The sequence below is a fragment of the Domibacillus enclensis genome, from assembly GCF_900156125.1.
GTDB lineage: Bacteria > Bacillota > Bacilli > Bacillales > Domibacillaceae > Domibacillus > Domibacillus enclensis.
The window spans coordinates 309596-329087 of record NZ_FTLX01000004.1; the positions used below are offsets into that span (position 1 = coordinate 309596).

The 19492-nt window shown below is 47.5% G+C and carries 18 protein-coding genes and 1 riboswitch; of the genes, 9 read left to right on the forward strand and 9 right to left on the reverse strand.

Going from position 1 to position 19492, the window contains the following annotated elements:
* Positions 1-45: 45 nt before the first annotated feature.
* A complete protein-coding gene (locus tag BW952_RS10800; protein ID WP_045851340.1) occupies positions 46-1041 on the forward strand; it encodes a hypothetical protein in 996 nt (331 codons plus the stop codon).
* Positions 1042-1115: 74 nt separating this feature from the next.
* Here the strand turns inward: BW952_RS10800 and BW952_RS10805 are convergent, their stop codons facing one another.
* Complete coding sequence (locus BW952_RS10805; protein WP_045851341.1) at positions 1116-1514, reverse strand: potassium channel family protein; 399 nt, start codon at positions 1512-1514, stop codon at positions 1116-1118.
* 181 nt (positions 1515-1695) lie between these two features.
* On the opposite strand from BW952_RS10805, the gene BW952_RS19445 reads away from it, so the two are divergent.
* The gene (locus BW952_RS19445; RefSeq protein WP_169714098.1) at positions 1696-1869 is read left to right on the forward strand and encodes a hypothetical protein; all 174 of its coding nucleotides are present in this window, start codon (positions 1696-1698) and stop codon (positions 1867-1869) included.
* Between the two features lie 183 nt (positions 1870-2052).
* On the opposite strand, the gene BW952_RS10810 is transcribed toward BW952_RS19445, so the two are convergent.
* Positions 2053-2253, reverse strand: a complete 201-nt coding sequence (locus BW952_RS10810) for a cold-shock protein (RefSeq protein WP_045851342.1) — start codon at positions 2251-2253, stop codon at positions 2053-2055.
* Positions 2254-2579: 326 nt separating this feature from the next.
* Here BW952_RS10810 and BW952_RS10815 point away from each other — a divergent pair, with 326 nt between their 5' ends.
* The 3 genes from BW952_RS10815 to BW952_RS10825 all read left to right on the forward strand — a co-directional run bounded on the left by BW952_RS10815 (position 2580) and on the right by BW952_RS10825 (position 6100).
* On the forward strand, positions 2580-3200 hold the full coding sequence (locus tag BW952_RS10815) for an FAD-dependent monooxygenase (protein WP_045851343.1): 621 nt from the start codon (positions 2580-2582) through the stop codon (positions 3198-3200).
* Positions 3201-3360: 160 nt separating this feature from the next.
* Complete coding sequence (locus BW952_RS10820; RefSeq protein WP_045851344.1) at positions 3361-3930, forward strand: TetR/AcrR family transcriptional regulator; 570 nt, start codon at positions 3361-3363, stop codon at positions 3928-3930.
* Positions 3931-4018: 88 nt separating this feature from the next.
* Positions 4019-6100 carry an MMPL family transporter gene (locus BW952_RS10825; protein WP_045851345.1) on the forward strand — a complete coding sequence of 694 codons (2082 nt, stop codon included), beginning with the start codon at positions 4019-4021 and terminating at the stop codon, positions 6098-6100.
* Between the two features lie 21 nt (positions 6101-6121).
* On the opposite strand, the gene metH is transcribed toward BW952_RS10825, so the two are convergent.
* From metH to BW952_RS10845, 4 genes are all read right to left on the reverse strand, one after another.
* Positions 6122-9565, reverse strand: a complete 3444-nt coding sequence (gene metH / locus BW952_RS10830) for a methionine synthase (protein ID WP_045851346.1) — start codon at positions 9563-9565, stop codon at positions 6122-6124.
* A complete protein-coding gene (locus BW952_RS10835) occupies positions 9546-11405 on the reverse strand; it encodes a bifunctional homocysteine S-methyltransferase/methylenetetrahydrofolate reductase (RefSeq protein ID WP_045851347.1) in 1860 nt (619 codons plus the stop codon). The genes metH and BW952_RS10835 overlap by 20 nt, the downstream gene beginning before the upstream one ends.
* 85 nt (positions 11406-11490) lie before the next feature.
* Positions 11491-11595: riboswitch (SAM riboswitch) on the reverse strand.
* A gap of 68 nt (positions 11596-11663) precedes the next feature.
* Positions 11664-12290 (reverse strand): SdpI family protein, encoded by a 627-nt coding sequence (locus tag BW952_RS10840; protein ID WP_045851348.1) that lies wholly within the window; start codon positions 12288-12290, stop codon positions 11664-11666.
* On the reverse strand, positions 12287-12562 hold the full coding sequence (locus BW952_RS10845) for an autorepressor SdpR family transcription factor (protein WP_094031967.1): 276 nt from the start codon (positions 12560-12562) through the stop codon (positions 12287-12289). The genes BW952_RS10840 and BW952_RS10845 overlap by 4 nt, the downstream gene beginning before the upstream one ends.
* A gap of 120 nt (positions 12563-12682) precedes the next feature.
* On the opposite strand from BW952_RS10845, the gene BW952_RS10850 reads away from it, so the two are divergent.
* A complete protein-coding gene (locus BW952_RS10850; protein ID WP_094031968.1) occupies positions 12683-13759 on the forward strand; it encodes a nitric oxide synthase oxygenase in 1077 nt (358 codons plus the stop codon).
* Between the two features lie 60 nt (positions 13760-13819).
* On the opposite strand, the gene mreBH is transcribed toward BW952_RS10850, so the two are convergent.
* The gene (gene mreBH / locus BW952_RS10855) at positions 13820-14827 is read right to left on the reverse strand and encodes a rod-share determining protein MreBH (RefSeq protein ID WP_045851351.1); all 1008 of its coding nucleotides are present in this window, start codon (positions 14825-14827) and stop codon (positions 13820-13822) included.
* 195 nt (positions 14828-15022) lie between these two features.
* Entirely contained in the window at positions 15023-15526 is a 504-nt protein-coding gene (locus tag BW952_RS10860; protein ID WP_045851352.1) for an acyl-CoA thioesterase, read from the reverse strand.
* A 146-nt stretch (positions 15527-15672) separates the two neighbouring features.
* On the opposite strand from BW952_RS10860, the gene argF reads away from it, so the two are divergent.
* The 3 genes from argF (at position 15673) to BW952_RS10870 (ending at position 17761) form a co-directional block, all read left to right on the forward strand.
* Positions 15673-16626, forward strand: coding sequence for an ornithine carbamoyltransferase (gene argF, locus BW952_RS10865; RefSeq protein WP_045851353.1), 954 nt, complete (start codon positions 15673-15675; stop codon positions 16624-16626).
* 30 nt (positions 16627-16656) lie between these two features.
* The gene (locus tag BW952_RS19810) at positions 16657-16785 is read left to right on the forward strand and encodes a hypothetical protein (protein WP_269430740.1); all 129 of its coding nucleotides are present in this window, start codon (positions 16657-16659) and stop codon (positions 16783-16785) included.
* Positions 16786-16900: 115 nt separating this feature from the next.
* The gene (locus BW952_RS10870; protein WP_045851354.1) at positions 16901-17761 is read left to right on the forward strand and encodes a LysR family transcriptional regulator; all 861 of its coding nucleotides are present in this window, start codon (positions 16901-16903) and stop codon (positions 17759-17761) included.
* A 252-nt stretch (positions 17762-18013) separates the two neighbouring features.
* Here BW952_RS10870 and BW952_RS10875 read toward each other — a convergent pair whose 3' ends face one another.
* Positions 18014-19492: a glutamate synthase subunit beta gene (locus BW952_RS10875; RefSeq protein ID WP_045851355.1), complete on the reverse strand. Its 1479-nt coding sequence runs from the start codon at positions 19490-19492 to the stop codon at positions 18014-18016.

The following is a 19492-nucleotide window of genomic DNA, read 5'->3' on the forward strand; positions in this document are numbered from 1 at the left end:
ACGTATAAACATCATAAACAAGTTATTCATAAGGAGAATAGAGTCATGAAAAAAATAATTGCTTTGCTTATTGGTCTCGTTGTAGTTGCTACGCCTTTTTTTGCACAAGCTCATGTGAAATGGTTCACAAATGTAGCGCCGCAAAAAGAAACGATTGAACACATTTTATCGCCGTTCTTTTTAACGTTAACTGCGGTGATTGCGGTGCTGCTCGGTGTACTGGCAATTGTTCTTCCGAAAACCGCCAGCTGGCCGCTCATCCGAAAATGGGATGAACAGCTGTCCCGCTTCCGTCCGTATTCCCGCTACTTGCTGAAATACGGAACGGCTGCTGCCCTTATGATTCAAGTCGTGAACGGAACGCTTTTTGCGCCGGAGTTTCACGTAACGAACACAGCGGTGGCCATTTTCGTCTGGGTGACAATCGCGCTTTTGTGTATCCCACATCACCTGGCGACAAAAGCCGGTGCAGCCATCATGCTCGTGCTGTTCGGCTATGTGACGGCTCATAACGGCGTGTTTCATATGCTGGACTATGGCTTTTATTTAGCGATTATTGCCGTTCTGCTTATTGGCAAAACACGGTTTGAAAACAGCGGCTTTCCGCTTCTATACTTGGGAACCGGGCTGTCTCTCTGCTGGGTGGCGGTGGAAAAATGGGTGTATCCAACGATGACACTCGATATTGTCGCGAATCATCATGTGCCAACATTCGGATTTGAACCGGCACTGTTTATTGTCATGGCAGCGTTTATTGAATTTGTCGTCGGCTACCTGCTCGTTGTCGGTATTTTAAACCGGGTTGTTGGGCTTGTGGTGACGGTGCTGTTTATTATGACATCGATGTTGTTCGGCTTTACTGAAATTATCGGCCATTTCATGATTCACGTTATTTTAATTATTTTCATCATTGAGGGAGTGTCTTTTTACAATCCGCCGATCAAGCTGCACAAAACGAAGCTGGACCAGTTTATCTTTGTTTTTCTGAATTTCCTTTTTGTGCTGGCAACATTCTTGCTTCTTTATTACCGGTTTGCTTAATCCCAGTACGATGCTTAAACGGTCAGGTTTATGTAAAAGCACAAACGATGTGCTTTTCATAAGTCTGACTGTTTTTATTTGTCTTTAGATGAATCCATTGCCTTCATAAAATAAGCAGTTGGAAGCAGTACGCCGATACTGGCTTCGATCAAAGCGAAAAAGCGAATAGCGCCGACCGGGATTAGATCTCCATAGCCAACGGACAACAGAGTGACGCCGCTGAAGTAAAGAAGATTAAAGAAGGATTCGTCAGCGGGCTCCCCCGTGGATGAGCTTACGCGAAGAATAACCGTATGGAGGGAAAGGGCATAGTAAAGGATGGCAAAGCCAAGTGCGACGCCAAGCAATACAAAAAACAGCTTGAGAAACAAGGCCGTGCTGAACTGACTTTTTTTATACGTTTTATTCGTGAAAAAATAATATAAATTTCCAGCGATAAAAAGAAGGGCAATCGTGACTAAGATGGTTGACATAATAAAAGAATTCCTCCTTCCTTCTTATTTGAACAAAAAGACCAGCTCTTAAACGTAAAAGAATGGATCTTATGCCGTTTCACTGCTTAATAGAAGAAGGAGCAGAGTATTTCTTTAATGAGTAAAGCGAAACGAAGAAAAAAATGATACACTGTAAAAAAGAATGTTGGAGGGGAAAACGATGACTGAAAAGAAAAAAATGTCGCTGCAGGAAGCGATGATGAAAAAGCTGGAAGAGAAAAAAGCACAAAACGCAGGCGGTAAAGGAAACGGCAGCTTTGACACTTCAACTAAAAAGATGCAAAGCCAGCAAACGAAAAAGGTGACCAATTCTCGCCGTAAAATGGGCGTATAAGCCATCAATTGAAAATAAACACACGGCGGCAGAGATAGTGTGGTATACTCAATATACCATTTAACTATCCATGTTGATGCAGCCCTCTGCTTATTACAAGCAGGGGGCTTTCCGTTTTTATTTTTTTAGTGCGAAAAAAAAACAGACCCTCAAAAGAGAGCCTGTCATGTATAAAAAGTGAAATTACGCTTTTTCTACGTTAGTTGCTTGTGGTCCACGTTGGCCAGCTTCAACATCAAATGTTACTGCTTGACCTTCGTCTAAAGATTTGTAGCCTTCGCCTTGAATAGCTGAGAAATGAACGAATACGTCATCTCCAGATTCGCGCTCGATGAAACCGAAACCTTTTTCTGCGTTAAACCATTTTACTTTACCTTGTTCCATGTGTGTTTCCTCCTCGTGTGCTGTGCACACATTGTGTTACTATCCTTGCTCAATACTTCGAGATGGAAAGTGTATCACTTAACAACTTTTTTCCGAACAAAAATAATTCTTCCTTATCATAACAGGTGTTTATTAAAAATGCAAGCTGTCGTCGAAAGAAAAATGGAGAATGAAGTTTGTTCATAATGTTGATGGGTATGAGAGGTTGATGAATCTGAATTTTCAGAATTATTGTGAGCATTTCTAACATTTTTTGTGACAGCGCCGTTGTTTTTGATTATTCTTTAACCAGAACCACAAGAAGGACAAAATAGGTGGAAAGGAAGATGGAAATGGACATCACTGCAATCAACGATCAACAAGCCGGTGCTGTGACATTGGAGACGGATGTATGTATTGCAGGAGACGGGCCGGCTGGGATGATAATGGGGCTTTTTTTAGCGAAACAGGGCATGGACGTTATCGTTTTGGAGAGGAGCACGAATTTCCATCAGTCTATTCAGCAAAAACAAAACGAAAGCTCATTTTCACAGCTTTTATATGAACTGCAGCTTTTAGACAACGTCGACCGGCACATTAAGCCGGCGATGCGGGAATTACTGCTTTTTCTGGAAGAAGAAAAGGTGCATCAGCTATTAATGAAGCCGTTATATAAGCAGGATGGACAAATGAATCGCATGGTGCTGCTGGCACTTTATCGTCAGGCCGAACAGTTCCCGCATTTAAAGCTGATCAAAGGCGCATCAGTGAAAGCGGTCTTATACGATGAGGAGCACATAGCGGGTATATTCGCTGAGACCATCAGACAGGAGCGGTATTTTATCCACTCGAAAATGACCATCGGAACGGACGGAGAACCACAGGAGCAAATCGATTCAGCCGCTCTTTCATATGCCGCGCCATGGATGACAGAAGGCGCCGGGGAAGCCGTATCGGAAGCGATCTAATCCAAAAGACCTGTTGAGTCAGGTCTTTTTTTGCTTTGGAAAAACTTTGGGCTTAAGAACATCGTTTTCTTCTACAACGTGAGAAAAAGCCCGTTGTGGAAGGCATGGTCCTCTCCGTGATACACTTGTGGGAAACAACAAGTAAAAGGGGCGGGTCGCCATGGGGCGCAAACGGGCGTTTACAGAAGATGAACTTCTTGATACAGCCGAATCGCTTATCGTGCAGCATGGCTACAGCAGTTTTCATTTAAAGCTGCTGGCGAGCCATTTGCCGGGAGCAAGAAGCACAATTTATCAATATTATGCGAACAAGGAAGAAGTCGCTGCATCTGTCATGAAGCGAGCGATGGTTCGGGCGATTGTGAAGACGGGGAGTATTGATGAATCGAATCCGATTCAAGCGCTGCAGCAGCTTCTTCGTGTGTATATGGAGGAAGCAGACCTGCATTATTTTTTAGGAGATGCACGCAAGGTGGACGTGACCCAGTCAAAAAAAGCGGCGCAAAACGTGGACGAAGTTCTTTCCATGTTGAAGCATTTAAGAGGGCAGCTGGACCGGCTGTTTGATCAAGCACAAAAGCAGGGCACCATTCGATCGGATATACCGGTATTTGTGCTGGCGAGCTTGTTTTTCGGGCTGATTAACACTCCGAATACGCTGAAGATGCCGCCGCACGACTGGGCAGATTATTTATTTACATTATGGTACGAAGGAAGCGGAGCACATTGACGCTTCCTTTTTTACACTTTTAATTTGACATATGTGTCAGAAATAGATTTAAATGAAGACATCACACCCAGCTTAGGAGGAAACCAAGATGAAAAAAGCGCTCTGGCCGTTAACGGATTGGGTCGCCACAAAAAAAGGCATGTGGACGGTGCTGGCTGCCTGGCTTATTGTCATTATTTTATTAAGTGTGTTAGCGCCTGCCGCACGCGAGTACGGCGCCAATGCCTTTGAATCGCTGCCGGAAGATGCGCCTTCGAGAGAAGCTGCGGATAAAGCGGCAGACTATTTCCCAAATGAAGGGGGCATTCCAGCGATTGTTGTGTTTAACGAAGAAGATGGAGAAGTAGACACAGCGCAAATCACTGAAGCGTTAGCAACGATTGAAAAAGAGGTGGACGGCATTACAAGTATTGCGCCGTTTGCCCAGCTGCCGCCGCCTGCCCAGGCAGAATTTTTGTCAGAGGACGGATCGGCTGCTGCGATTCCGATTGTGTTTCAGGAAGGGTTTGACAGCGAGGATTTCGAACCCCGGATCGAATCGATTTCAGACATTTCCAAAGAAAAGTCAGAAAGTGATGTATACGTAACAGGACCAGCCGGCATTGCAACCGATACAACAGCGCTGTTTTCGCGCGCAGATGTGGTGCTTCTTTTGTCCACAGTCGGCTTGATTTTGGTTCTGCTTATCGTCATTTACCGCTCGCCGCTGCTGGCATTTATTCCGTTGCTTGCTTCCGGTCTTGTGTATGCAGTGACCGATCGTATTCTGGGCTTGTATGGAATGGCCGGCCTTGAAATGAGCAGCCAGGCGCTGTCGATTATGACCATTCTGCTTTTTGCGGCAGTGACGGATTATTCGCTTTTTGTCCTGGCGCGTTTTCGCGAAGAGCTGAAGCATCATGAAAACAAATTTGATGCGATGAAATATGCGATGCGGGAAACAGGGGAGCCGGTCTTTTTCTCCGGAGGCACGGTGCTTGCGGCGATGCTCGTTCTGTTTTTCGCCGCCATTCGTGACTATCAAAACTTTGCCCCGCTTTTTGCGACGGTCATGGCGGTCATTATGCTGGCTTCCATCACACTCGTACCGGCACTGTTCACGCTGTTCGGCCGCCGTTCGTTCTGGCCGCGTGTACCGAAGCTCGGAGAAGAAACGGAAAAGGAAAATGGACTGTGGAGCCGTGTGGCGCGGTTTGTTACGACAAAACCAGCCCTATCCGGCGGCATTGTCCTCGTCTTTTTGATCGTGTCATCGTTAAATGTGCTCAATTTAAAATATGAATTCGATACATTAAAATCGTTCCCGGACGATATGCCATCGCTTGTCGGCTATAACATTATTGAGGAAAAATTCTCTGCAGGCGACCTGTCGCCAACGACCGTTGTCTATGAAGGGGAAGGCGATCCTGCAGCTGTAGCAGAAGCGATCAGAGGACAGGAAGGGGTTCTGTCAGCTGTGCCGGCTGCTTCAACGGCGGAAGGGAATGCGCATGAGCTGATGGTGGAGTTCGAAACGAGTCCTTATTCGGAAGCGTCACTCGATACACTGGCGGAGCTGCGCACGAATGAAGAAAATTTACTGGATGAGGCTGGTTCAGACGGATCGCTTTATTTTGCCGGTGAAACAGCCGAGAAGCTTGATGACCGTGAGCTGAATGAGCGCGATTTACTTTTGATCGTGATCATTGAAGTCGTTCTTCTGTTCGTGATGCTCATTGCGCTGACACGCTCGTGGAAGATGCCGCTTTATATGGTGGGGACGATCGTGCTGTCCTTTTTATCTGCACTCGGCCTTGGCTTGTTTTTAACGGAGACGCTGTTCGGCATAGAGGGGATCAGTACAAGGGTGCCGCTGTACTCCTTCGTGTTCCTTGTGGCGCTCGGCATCGACTATAACATTATTCTCGTGTCGCGCTATCAGGAAGAGCGGGCAAAGCATCCGGTGAAAAAAGCAGTGGAAATTGCTGTGGCGAAAACGGGTGGTGTTATTTCATCAGCCGGTATTATTCTCGCTGCTACGTTTGCGGTTCTTATGACACAGCCGATCGAAGTACTGTTTGTCTTCGGCTTTATCGTCGCCGTCGGGATTTTAATCGATACGTTTTTTGTGAGGGGGCTGCTGCTGCCGTCGCTTATCTTATTTTTTGAAAAAGAAAAACGCCGTCCGTAATGGAGGGCGTTTTTTCTTGTTTTAATGGACGTTGAAATAGCGAGCGTCCGGATGGGCGAAAACGATGGCGGAAACGGATGCTTCAGGCTCCATCATAAAGCCTTCTGTTAACTGAACACCGATTTCTTCAGGCTTAATCAAGCCGAATAATTTCTCCTGATCCTCAAGGTTCGGACACGCAGGGTAGCCGAATGAGAAGCGCTGGCCCTGGTACTTCGCTGCAAACCGTTCGCGCATTGTGAAGTCTACAGGATCCGGAATGCCCCACTGGTCGCGCATTTCCTGGTGAATCCGCTCCGCGAAGCCTTCAGCAAGCTCCAAAGCGGTGGCTTGAATCGCATGGCTGTCGAGGAATTTCCCATCCTCGCGCAGCTTCATAGCGGCTTCACGAACACCGGCACCCGCTGTTACAACGAAAAATCCGACATAATCCATTTGGCCGCTTTCGACCGATTTCACGTAATCAGCGAGACAAAGGAACGGCTCTTTCGTTTGGCGAGGGAAGGTAAACCGTTCGATTTCCGTTTTGGCATCTGCTGGATCGTAAATAATGACATCATCGCCCTGTGACTGGGCTGGGAAAAATTGATACACCGCTGCCGTTTTAAACGAGCTGTTGTTTAAAAAGCCGGTGACGGTTTCGTGCAGCTGAATCGCTTTTTCATTTTTTTCTTCGATTAGCTTTTTCACGTTGCCTTTCATGCCAAGATGATGGCCAATGAGCGTCTGCATGTTGACATACGGCTTTAAGTGAGCGATCGAATAGTCCTTCAGCACACGGCGGCGCGTATCACGAGGCTCATATACCTGGACGTCCTCGCGCACGGTTTTAACCGGCTTCGGTGCCGCTGCAATGGCCTGCTCCTTACGCTCGTCCCGGTACGCTTCGACTTCTTTCCGTTTGTCTTTCTTTTCTTCTAGCTCCTGCAGCAGCGTCACCTTCTGTTCGGCATTTTGCAGGCGGTTGGCGATATCAAGGCCGTCCATCGCATCCTTTGCGTACAGAACAGGACCTGTGTACTCCGGCGAAATTTTCGTTTCGGTAAACCGGCGCGACAGGGCAGCTCCGCCGACTAAAATCGGCACGTCAATATCAGCAGACTTGAAATCCTGTGCGGTAATGACCATTTGCTGTGCCGATTTCACCAGCAGGCCGGATAAGCCGACCATGTCCGGCTTTTCTTTTCGAATCGTTTCAATTAATGCCTGCGGTGTCACTTTAATGCCGACATCCACCACTTTAAAGCCGTTGTTGCTTAAAATAATATCAACGAGGTTTTTGCCGATGTCATGCACGTCGCCTTTGACGGTCGCCAATACGACTTTGCCTTTTCCGTTGTCGTCTTCTTTTTTCTCCATGAACTGCTCAAGGTACGCAACAGAGGCTTTCATCACTTCCGCGCTTTGTAACACTTCTGCCACGATCAGCTGATTGTCATTAAACAGGCGCCCGACCTCTGCCATGCCTTTCATGAGAGGGCCGTTAATGATATCAAGCGGTTCATCGTATATGCTGCGTGCTGCCTCGAGGTCTGGAAGCAGCCCTTCTTTTGTTCCTTCCACAACGTAGTAGCTTAAGCGCTCCGGTACCGTTTTAGGAATATCCTCTTCTTTTTTCTCTTTTTTCTTGTCCCGGTAAAAATCAGTAAATACCGCTAACGTTTCATCAGTTGTTGTAAACAGCAGTTCATCCGCCAGCTTGATTTCTTCTTTTGGAATCGAAGCGTAGCGCTCTAATTTTTCCGTGTTGACGATCGCATAGTCAAGCCCTGCCTGCGTACAGTGATACAGGTAGACGGCGTTTAATACTTCACGGCCAACAGGAGGGAGGCCGAATGACACGTTGCTGACCCCGAGAACGGTTAAGCATTTTGGCAAATGTTCTTTAATAAGGCGGATGCCTTCAATCGTTTCAACAGCTGACCCGATGTACTGTTCATCACCGGTGCCGACAGGGAACACAAGCGGATCAAAAATAATGTCCTCAGGCGCAAGTCCCCATTTTTCCACGAGCAGGTCATGTGAGCGAATCGCGATTTCCAGCTTGCGTTCCCTTGTGACGGCCATGCCGACTTCGTCAATTGTTCCGACGACAACTGCGGCTCCATACTGCTTCACGAGCGGCATAACCGCTTCAAACCGTTCCTCGCCATCTTCAAGGTTAATTGAATTAATGATGGCTTTCCCTTGTGAGAACTTCAGTGCTTCTTCAATGACTTTTTCATCTGTGGAGTCAATGACGAGCGGCACCTTTACTTTTTTCACGACTTCCTTCATGAATTCGGTCATGTCATCGAGCTCTTCACGGTCCGGGTTCGCCAGGCAAATATCAATGACGTGCGCGCCGCCTTTTACTTGTGCGCGGGCGATTTCAGCCGCTTCTTCAAATTTCCCTTCAACAATCAATCGTTTAAACTTGCGTGAGCCGATGACATTCGTCCGTTCCCCGATAAAAAGAGGGCGCATCGAATCATCATATAGGAGCGGCTCAATCCCTGACACCGCATGGCCGTGCGGATGCTCAGGAGATGTACGCGGTGTTTTTTCTTTCACAGCCTCGCGCATAACCCGAATATGCTCGGGTGTCGTCCCGCAGCAGCCGCCGACGATATTCAGCCAGCCTTTGTCCGCAAAAGCTGACAATTTTTGCGCAAGTGAGTCCGGTGACTCGTGATAGTTGCCTTCTTCATCCGGAAGCCCGGCATTCGGATAGCAGCTCACGTAGCTTGTCGCCAGGTCCGACAGGGAGCGGATGTGGTCTGTCATGAATTCCGGTCCTGTTGCACAGTTTAAGCCGACAGAAAGCGGCTTAATGTGCTCGATGGAAATGTAAAAGGCTTCGATGTTTTGCCCGGCAAGCGTCGTGCCCATCGGCTCAATCGTGCCGGAAATCATCACCGGAAGCTCTACGCCTGCTGCGTCAAACGCACGGCGGATGCCGAGTGTACCGGCTTTGACATTCAGCATATCCTGACTTGTTTCCATCAAGATCAAATCAGATCCGCCTTCGATTAACGCTTTTGCCTGCAATTCAAAGTTCTCGACCAGCGCATCAAACGTAATGCCGCCCGTGACCGACAGCGTTTTGGTTGTCGGCCCGATCGCACCGGCCACAAAGCGCGGCCATTCCGGTGTGGAATATTCGTCTACCGCTTTGCGGGCAATTTGCACCGCGCGCAGGTTGATTTCATACGCTTTGTCGCCGAGGTCGTATTCGTCCAGCACGACAGGTGTGCCGCCAAATGTATTGGTGGCGATAATATCTGCGCCGGCTTCTAAATATTCGCGGTGAACACGTTCAATGACGTCCGGTCTTGTTAGGACAAGGTTTTCGTTACAGCCGTCGTATTCGTCGCCGCCGAAATCATCCGGAGTTAAATTAGCATTTTGAAGCATCGTGCCCATCGCTCCATCAATGAGGAGGATTCGTTTTTTTAATTCTTGTTCAATTCGATGAGTGGTCATGCAAAGCCCCGCTTTCTTTCTGTGCATCCAGTTCTTTTATATAATGAATCAGTTCTATAGACATATCATAACGCAAAAACGGCGTAATAATGTAAAGGCCTTTAAATAGCCCGGCCGCCGTATCAATTAATTCTTTGGCAATTTTCACGCCTTCTTTCGCCGAGGCTTCTTTATCCTCGCCGCACGCGCGCATTCTTTCCAGCGTTTCATCAGACAGTTTAATGCCCGGAACTTCATGGTGCAGGAATTCGGCATTCCGCATATTCGTAAGCGGCATAATGCCAAGGAAAATCGGTGTTGACAAGTGTTTTGTTGCTTCATAGACATCAATGATTTTCTCTTTTGTGAACACCGGCTGTGTAATAAAATAATCCGCCCCGTGCTCGATTTTTTTCTCAAGCCGCTGGACAGCCCGGTCGAGCACGCGCACATTCGGATTGAACGCAGCTGCCACGGAGAAGTTCGCTTTCTTTTTCAGCGGCTTGCCGGAGAACGAAATGCCTTCATTTAACTGTTTGATCAGCTGAATCAATTCAAGGCTGGATACGTCATACACGCTCGTTGCACCAGGGAAATCGCCCACCTTCGTCGGATCGCCGGTAATGGCCAGCACGTCATGAAGACCAAGCGCGTCAAGCCCCATTAAGTGTGACTGTAGGCCAATTAAGTTGCGGTCACGGCACGTAATGTGGACGAGTGACCGTACGTCATGGTTCATTTTCAGCGTCGCACCCATCGCCATATTGCTGATCCGCGGAGAAGCAAGTGAGTTGTCAGCCATCGTGACCGCATCAATGCCGGTATTGTACAGCGCATTGGCGCCTTCGATAAACCGCTCCGTCATTAATGTTTTTGGTGTATCCAGTTCGACAATGACCGTCCGTTCTGTTTTTGCTTTTTCACAAATGGACTGGTCTGTTGCAGGAGCCGCTTCCTGAATGACAATCGGCTTTTTCGTTTTCACTTTTTTCTCGGTCAAAGGGGGAAGTCCGGCCAGCCGTTTTTTCGCTGCTTCAATGTGCTTCGGCGTTGTGCCGCAGCAGCCGCCGATTAAGCGAACCCCTTCGTTGCGGAGCAGGACAGCGGCACGGCCAAAGTAATCTGCTTCTGACTCATACACAATCCGGCCGTCTTCTACATCAAGAAGACTTGCATTCGGATAAGCCGACAAAAAGGCTTTGTTTGGAAGCTTGACGTCTTCAAACGCCTGGATCGTATGATAAGGGCCAAGCCGGCAGTTGACACCGACGACGTTTGCGCCAATGCCTTCAAGCTGCTGCAGCGCGTCATTTAACGAAAGCCCGTTTTGCAGCACACCAGGCTCATGCATCGACACTTGGGCAATGATGGGCACATCGCTCATCTGGCGCAGCAGCTTAACAGAAGCAGACAGCTCTTCGAAATCGTAGTACGTTTCAAGCAGCAGCCCGTCCGGATCACCGGAAAGCAGACTTTCAGCTTGTTCTTTGACAGAAGCCAGAATTTCTTCATTGGTAGCCGTGCTTTTACGGATGCCGCGAACGCCGCCAATGGTTCCCAGTACAAATTGTCCGCCGGGTGCGGCCGCTTTTTTGGCAATTTGCACCGCCGCTTCATTTAATTCGCGCACCCGGTTTTCGATGCCGTAGCGGGACAGCTTCAGTGTATTGGCTCCGTATGTATTCGTTTGAATGACATCTGCCCCGGCTTTAATGTAATCGTGGTGAATTTTTTCAATAATTTCTGGTTTTTCAGTATTCAGTTCCTCATAACAAAAATCGATCCCGTATGAATATAAAAGGGTGCCCATCGCCCCATCGGCGGTCAGCACATCTGTTTTCAGCTTATCAAGCAGTGTCATGGCGCAGAATCCTCTCTGAATTAAAATGAAAAAAGCCTTCCTGATGGCAAGAAGGCTTTTTCAACATGTATGTGTTGTCCGTTCCTTCTCATCTTCCAGACTAGTTTAGTCTGCTGGATTTAGCACCTGACCATCCGGCTGGTTGCTGAAGCGTCACAGGGCCAGTACCCTCGGCTTCTCTCGATAAGAATTAGGTATGAAATTGCATGAATAATTAAAATTATCATATCGTTTCAAGTACGTTCAGTCAAGAACATTTTATCGTTTGTATAAAAGATACGACTGAACAAGCGGAATAACGGTAATAAACAGAACGACGATGATGAAAGCTGTGATCCGTAACGATACAGGCATAAAAGCAGTTAAAAGAATGATCAGCCCGCCAATCACAAAAAGCAGGCCGCCGGTCCGGTGTGTTTTCGTCCAGACACGGTCATCAGCTAATGTCCACGGTGTACGGAAGCCGACCATGTAGCTTGGACGGACACGTGGCATATAATTCCCGATAACGATAAACAGAAGCCCGATCAAAATCGGAATCGCCACATCCATCTTAACCGCATATCCAAGCCCGTTCGCCAGAATTAAAAGATGAACGATAAACAAAAGAGTGACGGTTGCATTGATGATCACATGATAGCTCCCGGCAAATTTCGGGTAATTTTGCTTGCGTGGATCCATTTTTGGGGCTGCCGCAAGCAAGCCTCCGACGAAGATCAGCATAAGGGGACCAAAAAAGGCGCCAAACCATTTCGACGTATAATCGTCCGCTTCACCAGAAGGTCCCCAGTGAATGGCGATTTGATCAGGCAGGTAAGGGATAGCAATAAAGCTTATAACAAAAGCAGCAATAATAATGAGTCCAGCATAACGATAGGCTTTCATTTTTCATTCTCCTTTCCGGATACATTCATCATCCACATCATAATGTCTTGAAAAACCGTTGTATTTAATGAATAAATAATGTGCTGTCCGTTTCGTTCAGATAAAACGAGTTCGGCTGTTTGAAGCGTGCTGAGATGATGGGAAATACTTGGCTTTTTCATATTGAATTGTTCGGCGATGTCTCCCGCTGTCATGTCTTGTTCTTTCAATAGATCGATAATCGCTCGCCGGGTAGGATCTGCGAGTGCTTTAAAAACGAGCGTGGCCGACATATGCATGCCTCCTTTATTTAGATAATTGTCTAACTATCTAAATTATAATGGATTGTACGTAAATGTTCAAGGAAAATCATGATGAATATTGATATACTTTTCTTAAAGAGAGGGATGGCGATGACGAAAGAATTAATTCAAAACGCAAATGAGTTTATTATTGATTTTTATAAAGAAACAGGCAGAGATGGAACGAAGGCGAAGGACAGGCTGCAATGCATTCAAAAGGAAATTGAGCAAACAGGGACGTATACGCATGAATTTGAGGAGCTGGAATACGGGGCGAAGCTGGCCTGGCGCAACAGCAACAGGTGTATCGGCCGCCTGTTCTGGCAGACGCTTCATGTATTTGACGAGCGGGAAGCCAGGACAGAAGATGAGGTTTTTTCAGCACTGGAGCGTCATACGGACTTTGCGTTCAATGAAGGAAAAATTCGTCCTGCCATCACGGTTTTTCGTCCTGCGGGGGAGCAAACGGAAGAGCTGCGCCTTTGGAACCATCAGCTGTTTCGTTATGCGGGATATGAGAATGGCGGCGATCCTCATTCCAAGGACTTTACAAAACAATGTGAATCGCTGGGCTGGCAGGGGGAGGGGACTCATTTTGATTTGCTTCCGTGGGTTGTACAGCTGGGAAAGAAACGGCCTGTATGGAAAGATGTCCCGGCTCATTGCCGAAAGGAGGTTCAGATCGATCATCCCGATTTTACCGACTTTAAATCGTTGCAGCTAAAGTGGTATCCTGTCCCGGTCATTTCGGATATGCGTCTTCAAATCGGCGGCATTGACTACAAATCGGCGCCGTTTAATGGATGGTACATGGGGACTGAAATCGGTGCGCGTAATTTAGCGGATGAGGACCGGTACGATCAGCTTCCGGCAGTGGCAAACGTAATGGGGATGGATACAAAGCATTCATCGGCGCTGTGGAAGGACCGGGCGCTGGTCGAATTAAACGTAGCCGTGCTGCATTCATTTAAAAAAGCGGGCGTTACGATTGTTGATCATCATACCGCTGCCAAACAGCACCTGATCTTTGAGCAAAATGAAGAAGCAGCGGGCCGGAAGGTGACAGGTGACTGGACGTGGCTCATACCACCTGTTTCTCCAGCTGCCACGCCGATTTTTCACCGCGCGTATGACAATACAGTCAAGTCACCGAATTTCTTTTACCAGGACCCTGCGTACACCACTTAACTAAATGGCTTTTTAATAATATAAAAAACAGGCTGCCGAATTGGGCAGCCTGTTTGTGTGTCAGGATGTTACTTTTTGCAGTTTTTTCAGCACGTGCAGTGACCGGCCGGTGCCGATTGCGACGGATTCGAGCGGGTTCGGGGCAAGGTGGACCGGAACGATAATTTCCTGTGCAAGCCAGTCTTGAATTCCGTTCAAAAGAGCACCGCCGCCGCTGATGACGACGCCGCGGTCTACAATATCACCGCTCAGCTCGGGTGGAGACGATTCTAGTGTGACGCGGATTGTTTCTAATATAGCGAAAAGCGATTCGCGGAGCGCCCGTTGAATTTCAAACGAGCTGACGTTGACGGTTTTCGGCAAGCCTGTCACCAGATCACGTCCGCGCACATCCATATGAAGCTCTGCATGCTCAATCGGCGCGTAGCCAATCTCGATTTTTACATTTTCCGCTGTGCGCTCGCCAATTAATAAGTTATATTCTTTGCGGATGTATTGAATAATGTCTTCATCCAGCTTGTCGCCGGCAAGGCGGATTGAGTTGCACGAAACAACGCCGCCGTAAGAGATAATCGCGACTTCAGTTGTGCCGCCGCCGATGTCGACAATTAAGTTGGCGATCGGTTCTTCAACTGGAAGATCCGCGCCGATCGCAGCGGCAACCGGCTCTTCAATTAAGTGGACTGTTTTGGCACCGCTTGATTTTATCGCATCTTGAATCGCGCGGCGTTCCACACTCGTAGCGCCGGAGGGAGTGCAGACGACAACAGTAGGCTTCCGAATCGTAAATCCGGCCGCTTTGCCTGCTTTTCTCATTAATTCCCTCAGCATTTCCGCAGTCACGTCAAAGTCGGCAATAACGCCGTCTTTCATTGGACGCACAGCTGCAATCCGGCCAGGTGTTTTGCCAATCATTTCTTTGGCGTCTTTTCCGACAGCCAGTACTTTTTTCGTATCCATATCAAGGGCAACAACCGAAGGCTCGTTTAAAATAATTCCTTTATCTTTACTGTAAACGAGCAAATTTGCTGTCCCCAGGTCAATTCCAATTTCAGCTTGTCCCAACATAGTTCCATTCCTCCAAACGGCATTTTTTCGCCTGCGCTCATTATAAGGAAGAAAAAGAATGCATGTACATGGGACAAATAGATGATTGTCGGTTTGTTACAGTCATGACATAAGAAAAAGCCGGTATACTCATTCGAGCAAAGCGGCTTGTCATGAAAACTTAAATTTTGTTACGTAGTGCGGGGAGGGCAAATGTCATATTTTTTTAAAAAAAGCAGCTAGTTCTTTACTATGATCTTTTCTCGTTTTCCGGTAAGCGGCCCGGCCTGGAGCGGTTTGAAACAGCCATGTTTCTTCTTCTGATTCCGGTACGACACTTCCCACTTCAACAGGCCGTCCGTTTTCGTCGATCGCGACAAACGTTAAAAAGGAGATCGCGGCGACTTCCTCCTCGCCCGTCACCAGGTTTTCAGATGTAACACGGACAAACACCTCCATACTGGACCGGCCTGTATGTGTAACCATGGCTTTCAGCGTCACAGTATCGCCCACTTTTATAGGTCTGATGAAATCAACGGAGTCTGTAGAAGCGGTCACCGTCGGGTTGCGTGCAAAACGTGTAGCCGAAATCGATGCTACGTCATCAATATGCGCCATTAACTTTCCGCCAAAAAGAGTGCCATAATAGTTTGTATCGGGCGGAAACACCTGCGCTGATTTGATGGTGACGGTGTCCGCCATCTTTTTTGATTGCTTCATTATCGATCACCTATTCCTTCCATATGAAAAAGTATACCGAAGGAAAGCGATATCAGAAAGATTTTTTCATCATTCAATAAAAAATAGTTGTATTTTAATTCTCTTTAGTGTATAAATATAAGTATATTAAACACGGGGTGACGTTCATGATCACGATGGAGCAAGCAACGAAGCTTGATTTAAAAGGAAAAGATTTTCTGAAGCTTCTTGATTTCAGTATTGAAGAAGTGCAGGCGCTTGTCGTACTTGCAGATGATATGAAAAAACAAAAAGAAAAATATGCCGACGCCTTAAAGGGACAAATTCTTGGCATGATTTTCGAAAAAAATTCAACTAGAACCCGCGTTTCGTTTGAAGCAGCGATTTTGCAGCTTGGCGGAAACGGTATGTTCTTAAGCTCAGACCAGCTGCAAATCGGCCGCGGTGAAACAATCGAGGATACCGGCAAGGTGTTATCGGGCTACTTGGATGGGATCATGATTCGTACGCACGGCCACGACCGGATTGAAACGCTGGCGGAAGCGGCGTCCGTTCCAGTTATTAATGGACTGACAGACTTGTATCATCCATGCCAGGCACTTGCAGATCTATTAACGGTTTACGAGCATAAAGGCAGCTTTAAAGGCAGTAAAATGGTGTATGTCGGTGACGGCAACAACGTCGCACACTCTCTTATGATCGGGGCCGTTATGATGGGCATGGATTTTGCTCTTGCGGCACCGAAGGGATATGAAGCAGACAGCAGCGTTATCGAAAAAACAAAAGAACTTGCCGCGAAAACAGGTGCTGTCGTCACCTTCACAGAAGATCCGATTGAAGCAGTGAAGGGTGCTGATTTCATTTATACGGATGTCTGGACGAGTATGGGACAGGAAGAAGAGTCCGCTGTTCGTTTAAACGCCTTTGCACCATATCAAGTGAACGAAAAGCTTCTGTCAGCCGCACAGGCAGACTGCAAGTTTATGCACTGTCTCCCAGCACACCGGGGAGAAGAAGTATCGGCGGGCGTCATGGACGGAGACGCGTCTGTGGTTTTCCAGCAAGCCGAAAACCGGATGCACGCCCAAAAAGCAGTACTCTACAGCTTGATGAAAAAATAAACGGGCAGACAGCTGTATGGAGACAGCTTTATGACCCTTGTTCAGCCGTTATTGGAGAACAGCTGGACGAACCACAAATACTTATTTTCAGCCGTTATTGGAGAATGGCTGATTCCAACAAATCAATTAAAGCATTCAGCCGTCATAGAAGGACGCTGAATGCTTTTTTGTTTGTGTTCTTTAAGTACAGAATCCCTTTTTCATGCGCGTTCGTGCTAAAATGAAAGAAGCTGAAATAAAAATAAAAAGCAATCACGTATGATGGTGGGCGAATATGGAGCAAAAATTAAAAGTTTTTTTAACGGTAGTCAAGCATATGAATTTTTCCAGAGCGGCAGAGGAGCTGTTTATCACACAGCCAGCCGTGAGCCAATATGTGAAGTCGTTTGAAGAAGAGCTTGGCATTAAGCTGATTGACCGCACCAGCAAAAAAATCCGACTGACAAAAGCCGGAAGCCTTGTGGCGTATTACGGCGGAGAAATTTTTACACTGAATGAGAAAATGAAGCAGGCCGTGGAAGATCTGGCCGGTGAAGTGAAAGGGAAGCTTGCGGTCGGGGCCAGCTATTCCTTCGGTGAATACATTTTGCCGCATATTGTCGCGGACTTTCTCGAGAAGTTCCCATCGGTGGACCCGTATATTACAATCGGCAACACGCAGGAAATCGCTGAAAAAGTCATTCATAATGAAATTGACCTTGGTGTAGTAGAGGGGACAGTCGCCTCGGATAAGTTGATTGCGGAAAAAATTGCATCGGATAAAATGTATGTGATTAAAGGAAAAAAGGAACATACGGAAAAGCGCGTCCATTTGAATGAAGAGACGTGGATTGTCCGTGAGCAGGGGTCCGGGACAAGGGAAGCGTTTGACTGGTTTGTCGCAAAAAATGGCATACGCCCGGCAAAAATTTTGGAGTTCGGCAGCACACAGATCATTAAAGAAGCGGTGGAAGCAGGGCTTGGCGTTGCGCTGCTGTCCGAGTGGACCATTCGCAACGAGCTTGAGCTGGAGAAATTAAAAATCGTCGGCGGCGGCAATCTGTATTACGAGCGCAACTTTTACGCAATTATTCCGGACGCTCCCTTTATGACCAAAACAGCCGAAACCTTTTTGCATTTTTTAAGAAGAAACTAACAAAAAGCTGTTGAAAAAAGGCTTTGTCAATGAAAAGCAAGTCACCATCTCTTTTTCAAAGCCACTGTGCTTTCGCAAACACAGTTCGGGTGGCATCGAGCAGGACTGCGCGTTCGGAGGGGAGGAAAGCAGATCGTAAAACCAAAGATTGTCATACGTTCTGATTGGAAAGAAAGAGATGAGAACCCTCTGCTTTTCAACACTATGAAAAGCTGTTCCATGACTATGCATGGAACAGCTTTTTGTGTTTCATTATGGAAGTTTTGTTTCGCCCATCATAAAGCGGTCGGCTTCACGTGCAGCTTCGCGTCCTTCATGAATTGCCCAAACAACAAGGCTTTGTCCGCGGCGCATGTCGCCGGCAGCAAAGATGCCTTCTTCGTTTGTATTGTATTTGCCGTATTTCGCCACAACCGTGTTGCGCGCTGTTGTGTCTACACCCATGTGGGAAGCAAGCGGCATATCAGTTCCGCTGAAGCCGATTGCCACACAAACAAGCTCAACAGGCCAGATCTGCTCGCTGCCTTCAATTTCTTCCATCGTGTAGCTTCCGTCTTCAAGATACGTTTTTTCCATGCGAACCGTGTGAAGCTCTTTCAGCTTTCCATGCTCGTCCGCAACGAATTTTGTCGTCGCAATCAAGTATTCACGAGGGTCGTCGCCGTATACAGCAGCTGCTTCCGCATATGCGTAGTCAAGCTCGAATACGTTCGGGTACTGAGGCCACGGGTTATTGCCTTTACGTGCCATCGGCTGAGCTTCGTGCTTGCCGAACTGAACAACACTCTTGGCGCCCTGACGGATGGCAGTTGCCACACAGTCAGCACCGGTGTCGCCGCCGCCAATTACGATGACGTTTTTGCCTTCTGCTGAAATAACGCCTTCATTAGACTTGTTTAACAGACCTTTAATGCTTCTTGTTAAATAGTCCATGGCAAGGTGAATACCTTCTGCTTCGCGTCCTTCAATCGCGATATCACGATGAGTTTGTGCGCCGGCAGCTAAGATCACAGCATCATATTCTTCCTTCAGCTGCTCTTTCGTAATGTCTTTGCCGATCGTTGTATTCACAACAAATTCAATGCCTTCTTCTTTTAAAAGATTGACGCGGCGCTCGACTGTTTCTTTTTCAAGCTTCATGGAAGGGATGCCATACATGAGCAAGCCGCCGATCCGGTCGTCACGCTCAAATACCGTCACAAGGTGGCCTGCTTTGTTTAACTGATCTGCTGCTGCAAGACCTGCTGGTCCTGAGCCGACAACAGCAACGCGCTTGCCTGTGCGGCGTTTTGGCGGATTCGGTGCGATCCAGCCTTCTTCAAAGCCTTTATCGATAATGGCTTTTTCAATCGATTTAATCGCAACAGCCGGATCATTAATGGCCACTGTACACGATCCTTCACAAGGAGCAGGGCAGACGCGGCCGGTAAATTCAGGGAAGTTGTTCGTTTTAATCAAACGGTCCAATGCTTCCTTCCAGTGTCCGCGGTACACAAGGTCATTCCATTCAGGAATCAGATTGTAAAGAGGACAGCCGGATACTGTGCCTCCAATCATCTGGCCAGTGTGGCAGAAGGGAGTCCCGCAGTCCATGCAGCGGGCCCCTTGAATTTGTAATTCCTTTTCAGGAAGTTTGGTCGTATATTCTTTCCAGTCCTTAGTCCGTTCAGCCGGATTGCGTCCTGGAGCTGTTTTACGCTCATATTCGATAAAACCGGTAGCTTTCCCCAT

Bases quoted from the DNA above. Each gene is read 5' to 3' on its own strand.
- BW952_RS10825 (WP_045851345.1), top strand. From the start codon at position 4,019: ATGAAAAAAGCGCTCTGGCCGTTAACGGATTGGGTCGCCACAAAAAAA.
- BW952_RS10800 (WP_045851340.1), top strand. From the start codon at position 46: ATGAAAAAAATAATTGCTTTGCTTATTGGTCTCGTTGTAGTTGCTACG.
- BW952_RS10835 (WP_045851347.1), bottom strand. From the start codon at position 11,405: ATGACACTGCTTGATAAGCTGAAAACAGATGTGCTGACCGCCGATGGG.
- BW952_RS10850 (WP_094031968.1), top strand. From the start codon at position 12,683: ATGACGAAAGAATTAATTCAAAACGCAAATGAGTTTATTATTGATTTT.
- mreBH (WP_045851351.1), bottom strand. From the start codon at position 14,827: ATGTTGGGACAAGCTGAAATTGGAATTGACCTGGGGACAGCAAATTTG.
- BW952_RS10810 (WP_045851342.1), bottom strand. From the start codon at position 2,253: ATGGAACAAGGTAAAGTAAAATGGTTTAACGCAGAAAAAGGTTTCGGT.
- metH (WP_045851346.1), bottom strand. From the start codon at position 9,565: ATGACCACTCATCGAATTGAACAAGAATTAAAAAAACGAATCCTCCTC.
- BW952_RS19445 (WP_169714098.1), top strand. From the start codon at position 1,696: ATGACTGAAAAGAAAAAAATGTCGCTGCAGGAAGCGATGATGAAAAAG.
- BW952_RS10840 (WP_045851348.1), bottom strand. From the start codon at position 12,290: ATGAAAGCCTATCGTTATGCTGGACTCATTATTATTGCTGCTTTTGTT.
- BW952_RS10875 (WP_045851355.1), bottom strand. From the start codon at position 19,492: ATGGGGAAAGCTACCGGTTTTATCGAATATGAGCGTAAAACAGCTCCA.
- BW952_RS19810 (WP_269430740.1), top strand. From the start codon at position 16,657: ATGACCCTTGTTCAGCCGTTATTGGAGAACAGCTGGACGAACCACAAA.
- BW952_RS10870 (WP_045851354.1), top strand. From the start codon at position 16,901: ATGGAGCAAAAATTAAAAGTTTTTTTAACGGTAGTCAAGCATATGAAT.
- BW952_RS10805 (WP_045851341.1), bottom strand. From the start codon at position 1,514: ATGTCAACCATCTTAGTCACGATTGCCCTTCTTTTTATCGCTGGAAAT.
- argF (WP_045851353.1), top strand. From the start codon at position 15,673: ATGATCACGATGGAGCAAGCAACGAAGCTTGATTTAAAAGGAAAAGAT.
- BW952_RS10820 (WP_045851344.1), top strand. From the start codon at position 3,361: ATGGGGCGCAAACGGGCGTTTACAGAAGATGAACTTCTTGATACAGCC.
- BW952_RS10815 (WP_045851343.1), top strand. From the start codon at position 2,580: ATGGAAATGGACATCACTGCAATCAACGATCAACAAGCCGGTGCTGTG.
- BW952_RS10845 (WP_094031967.1), bottom strand. From the start codon at position 12,562: ATGTCGGCCACGCTCGTTTTTAAAGCACTCGCAGATCCTACCCGGCGA.
- BW952_RS10860 (WP_045851352.1), bottom strand. From the start codon at position 15,526: ATGAAGCAATCAAAAAAGATGGCGGACACCGTCACCATCAAATCAGCG.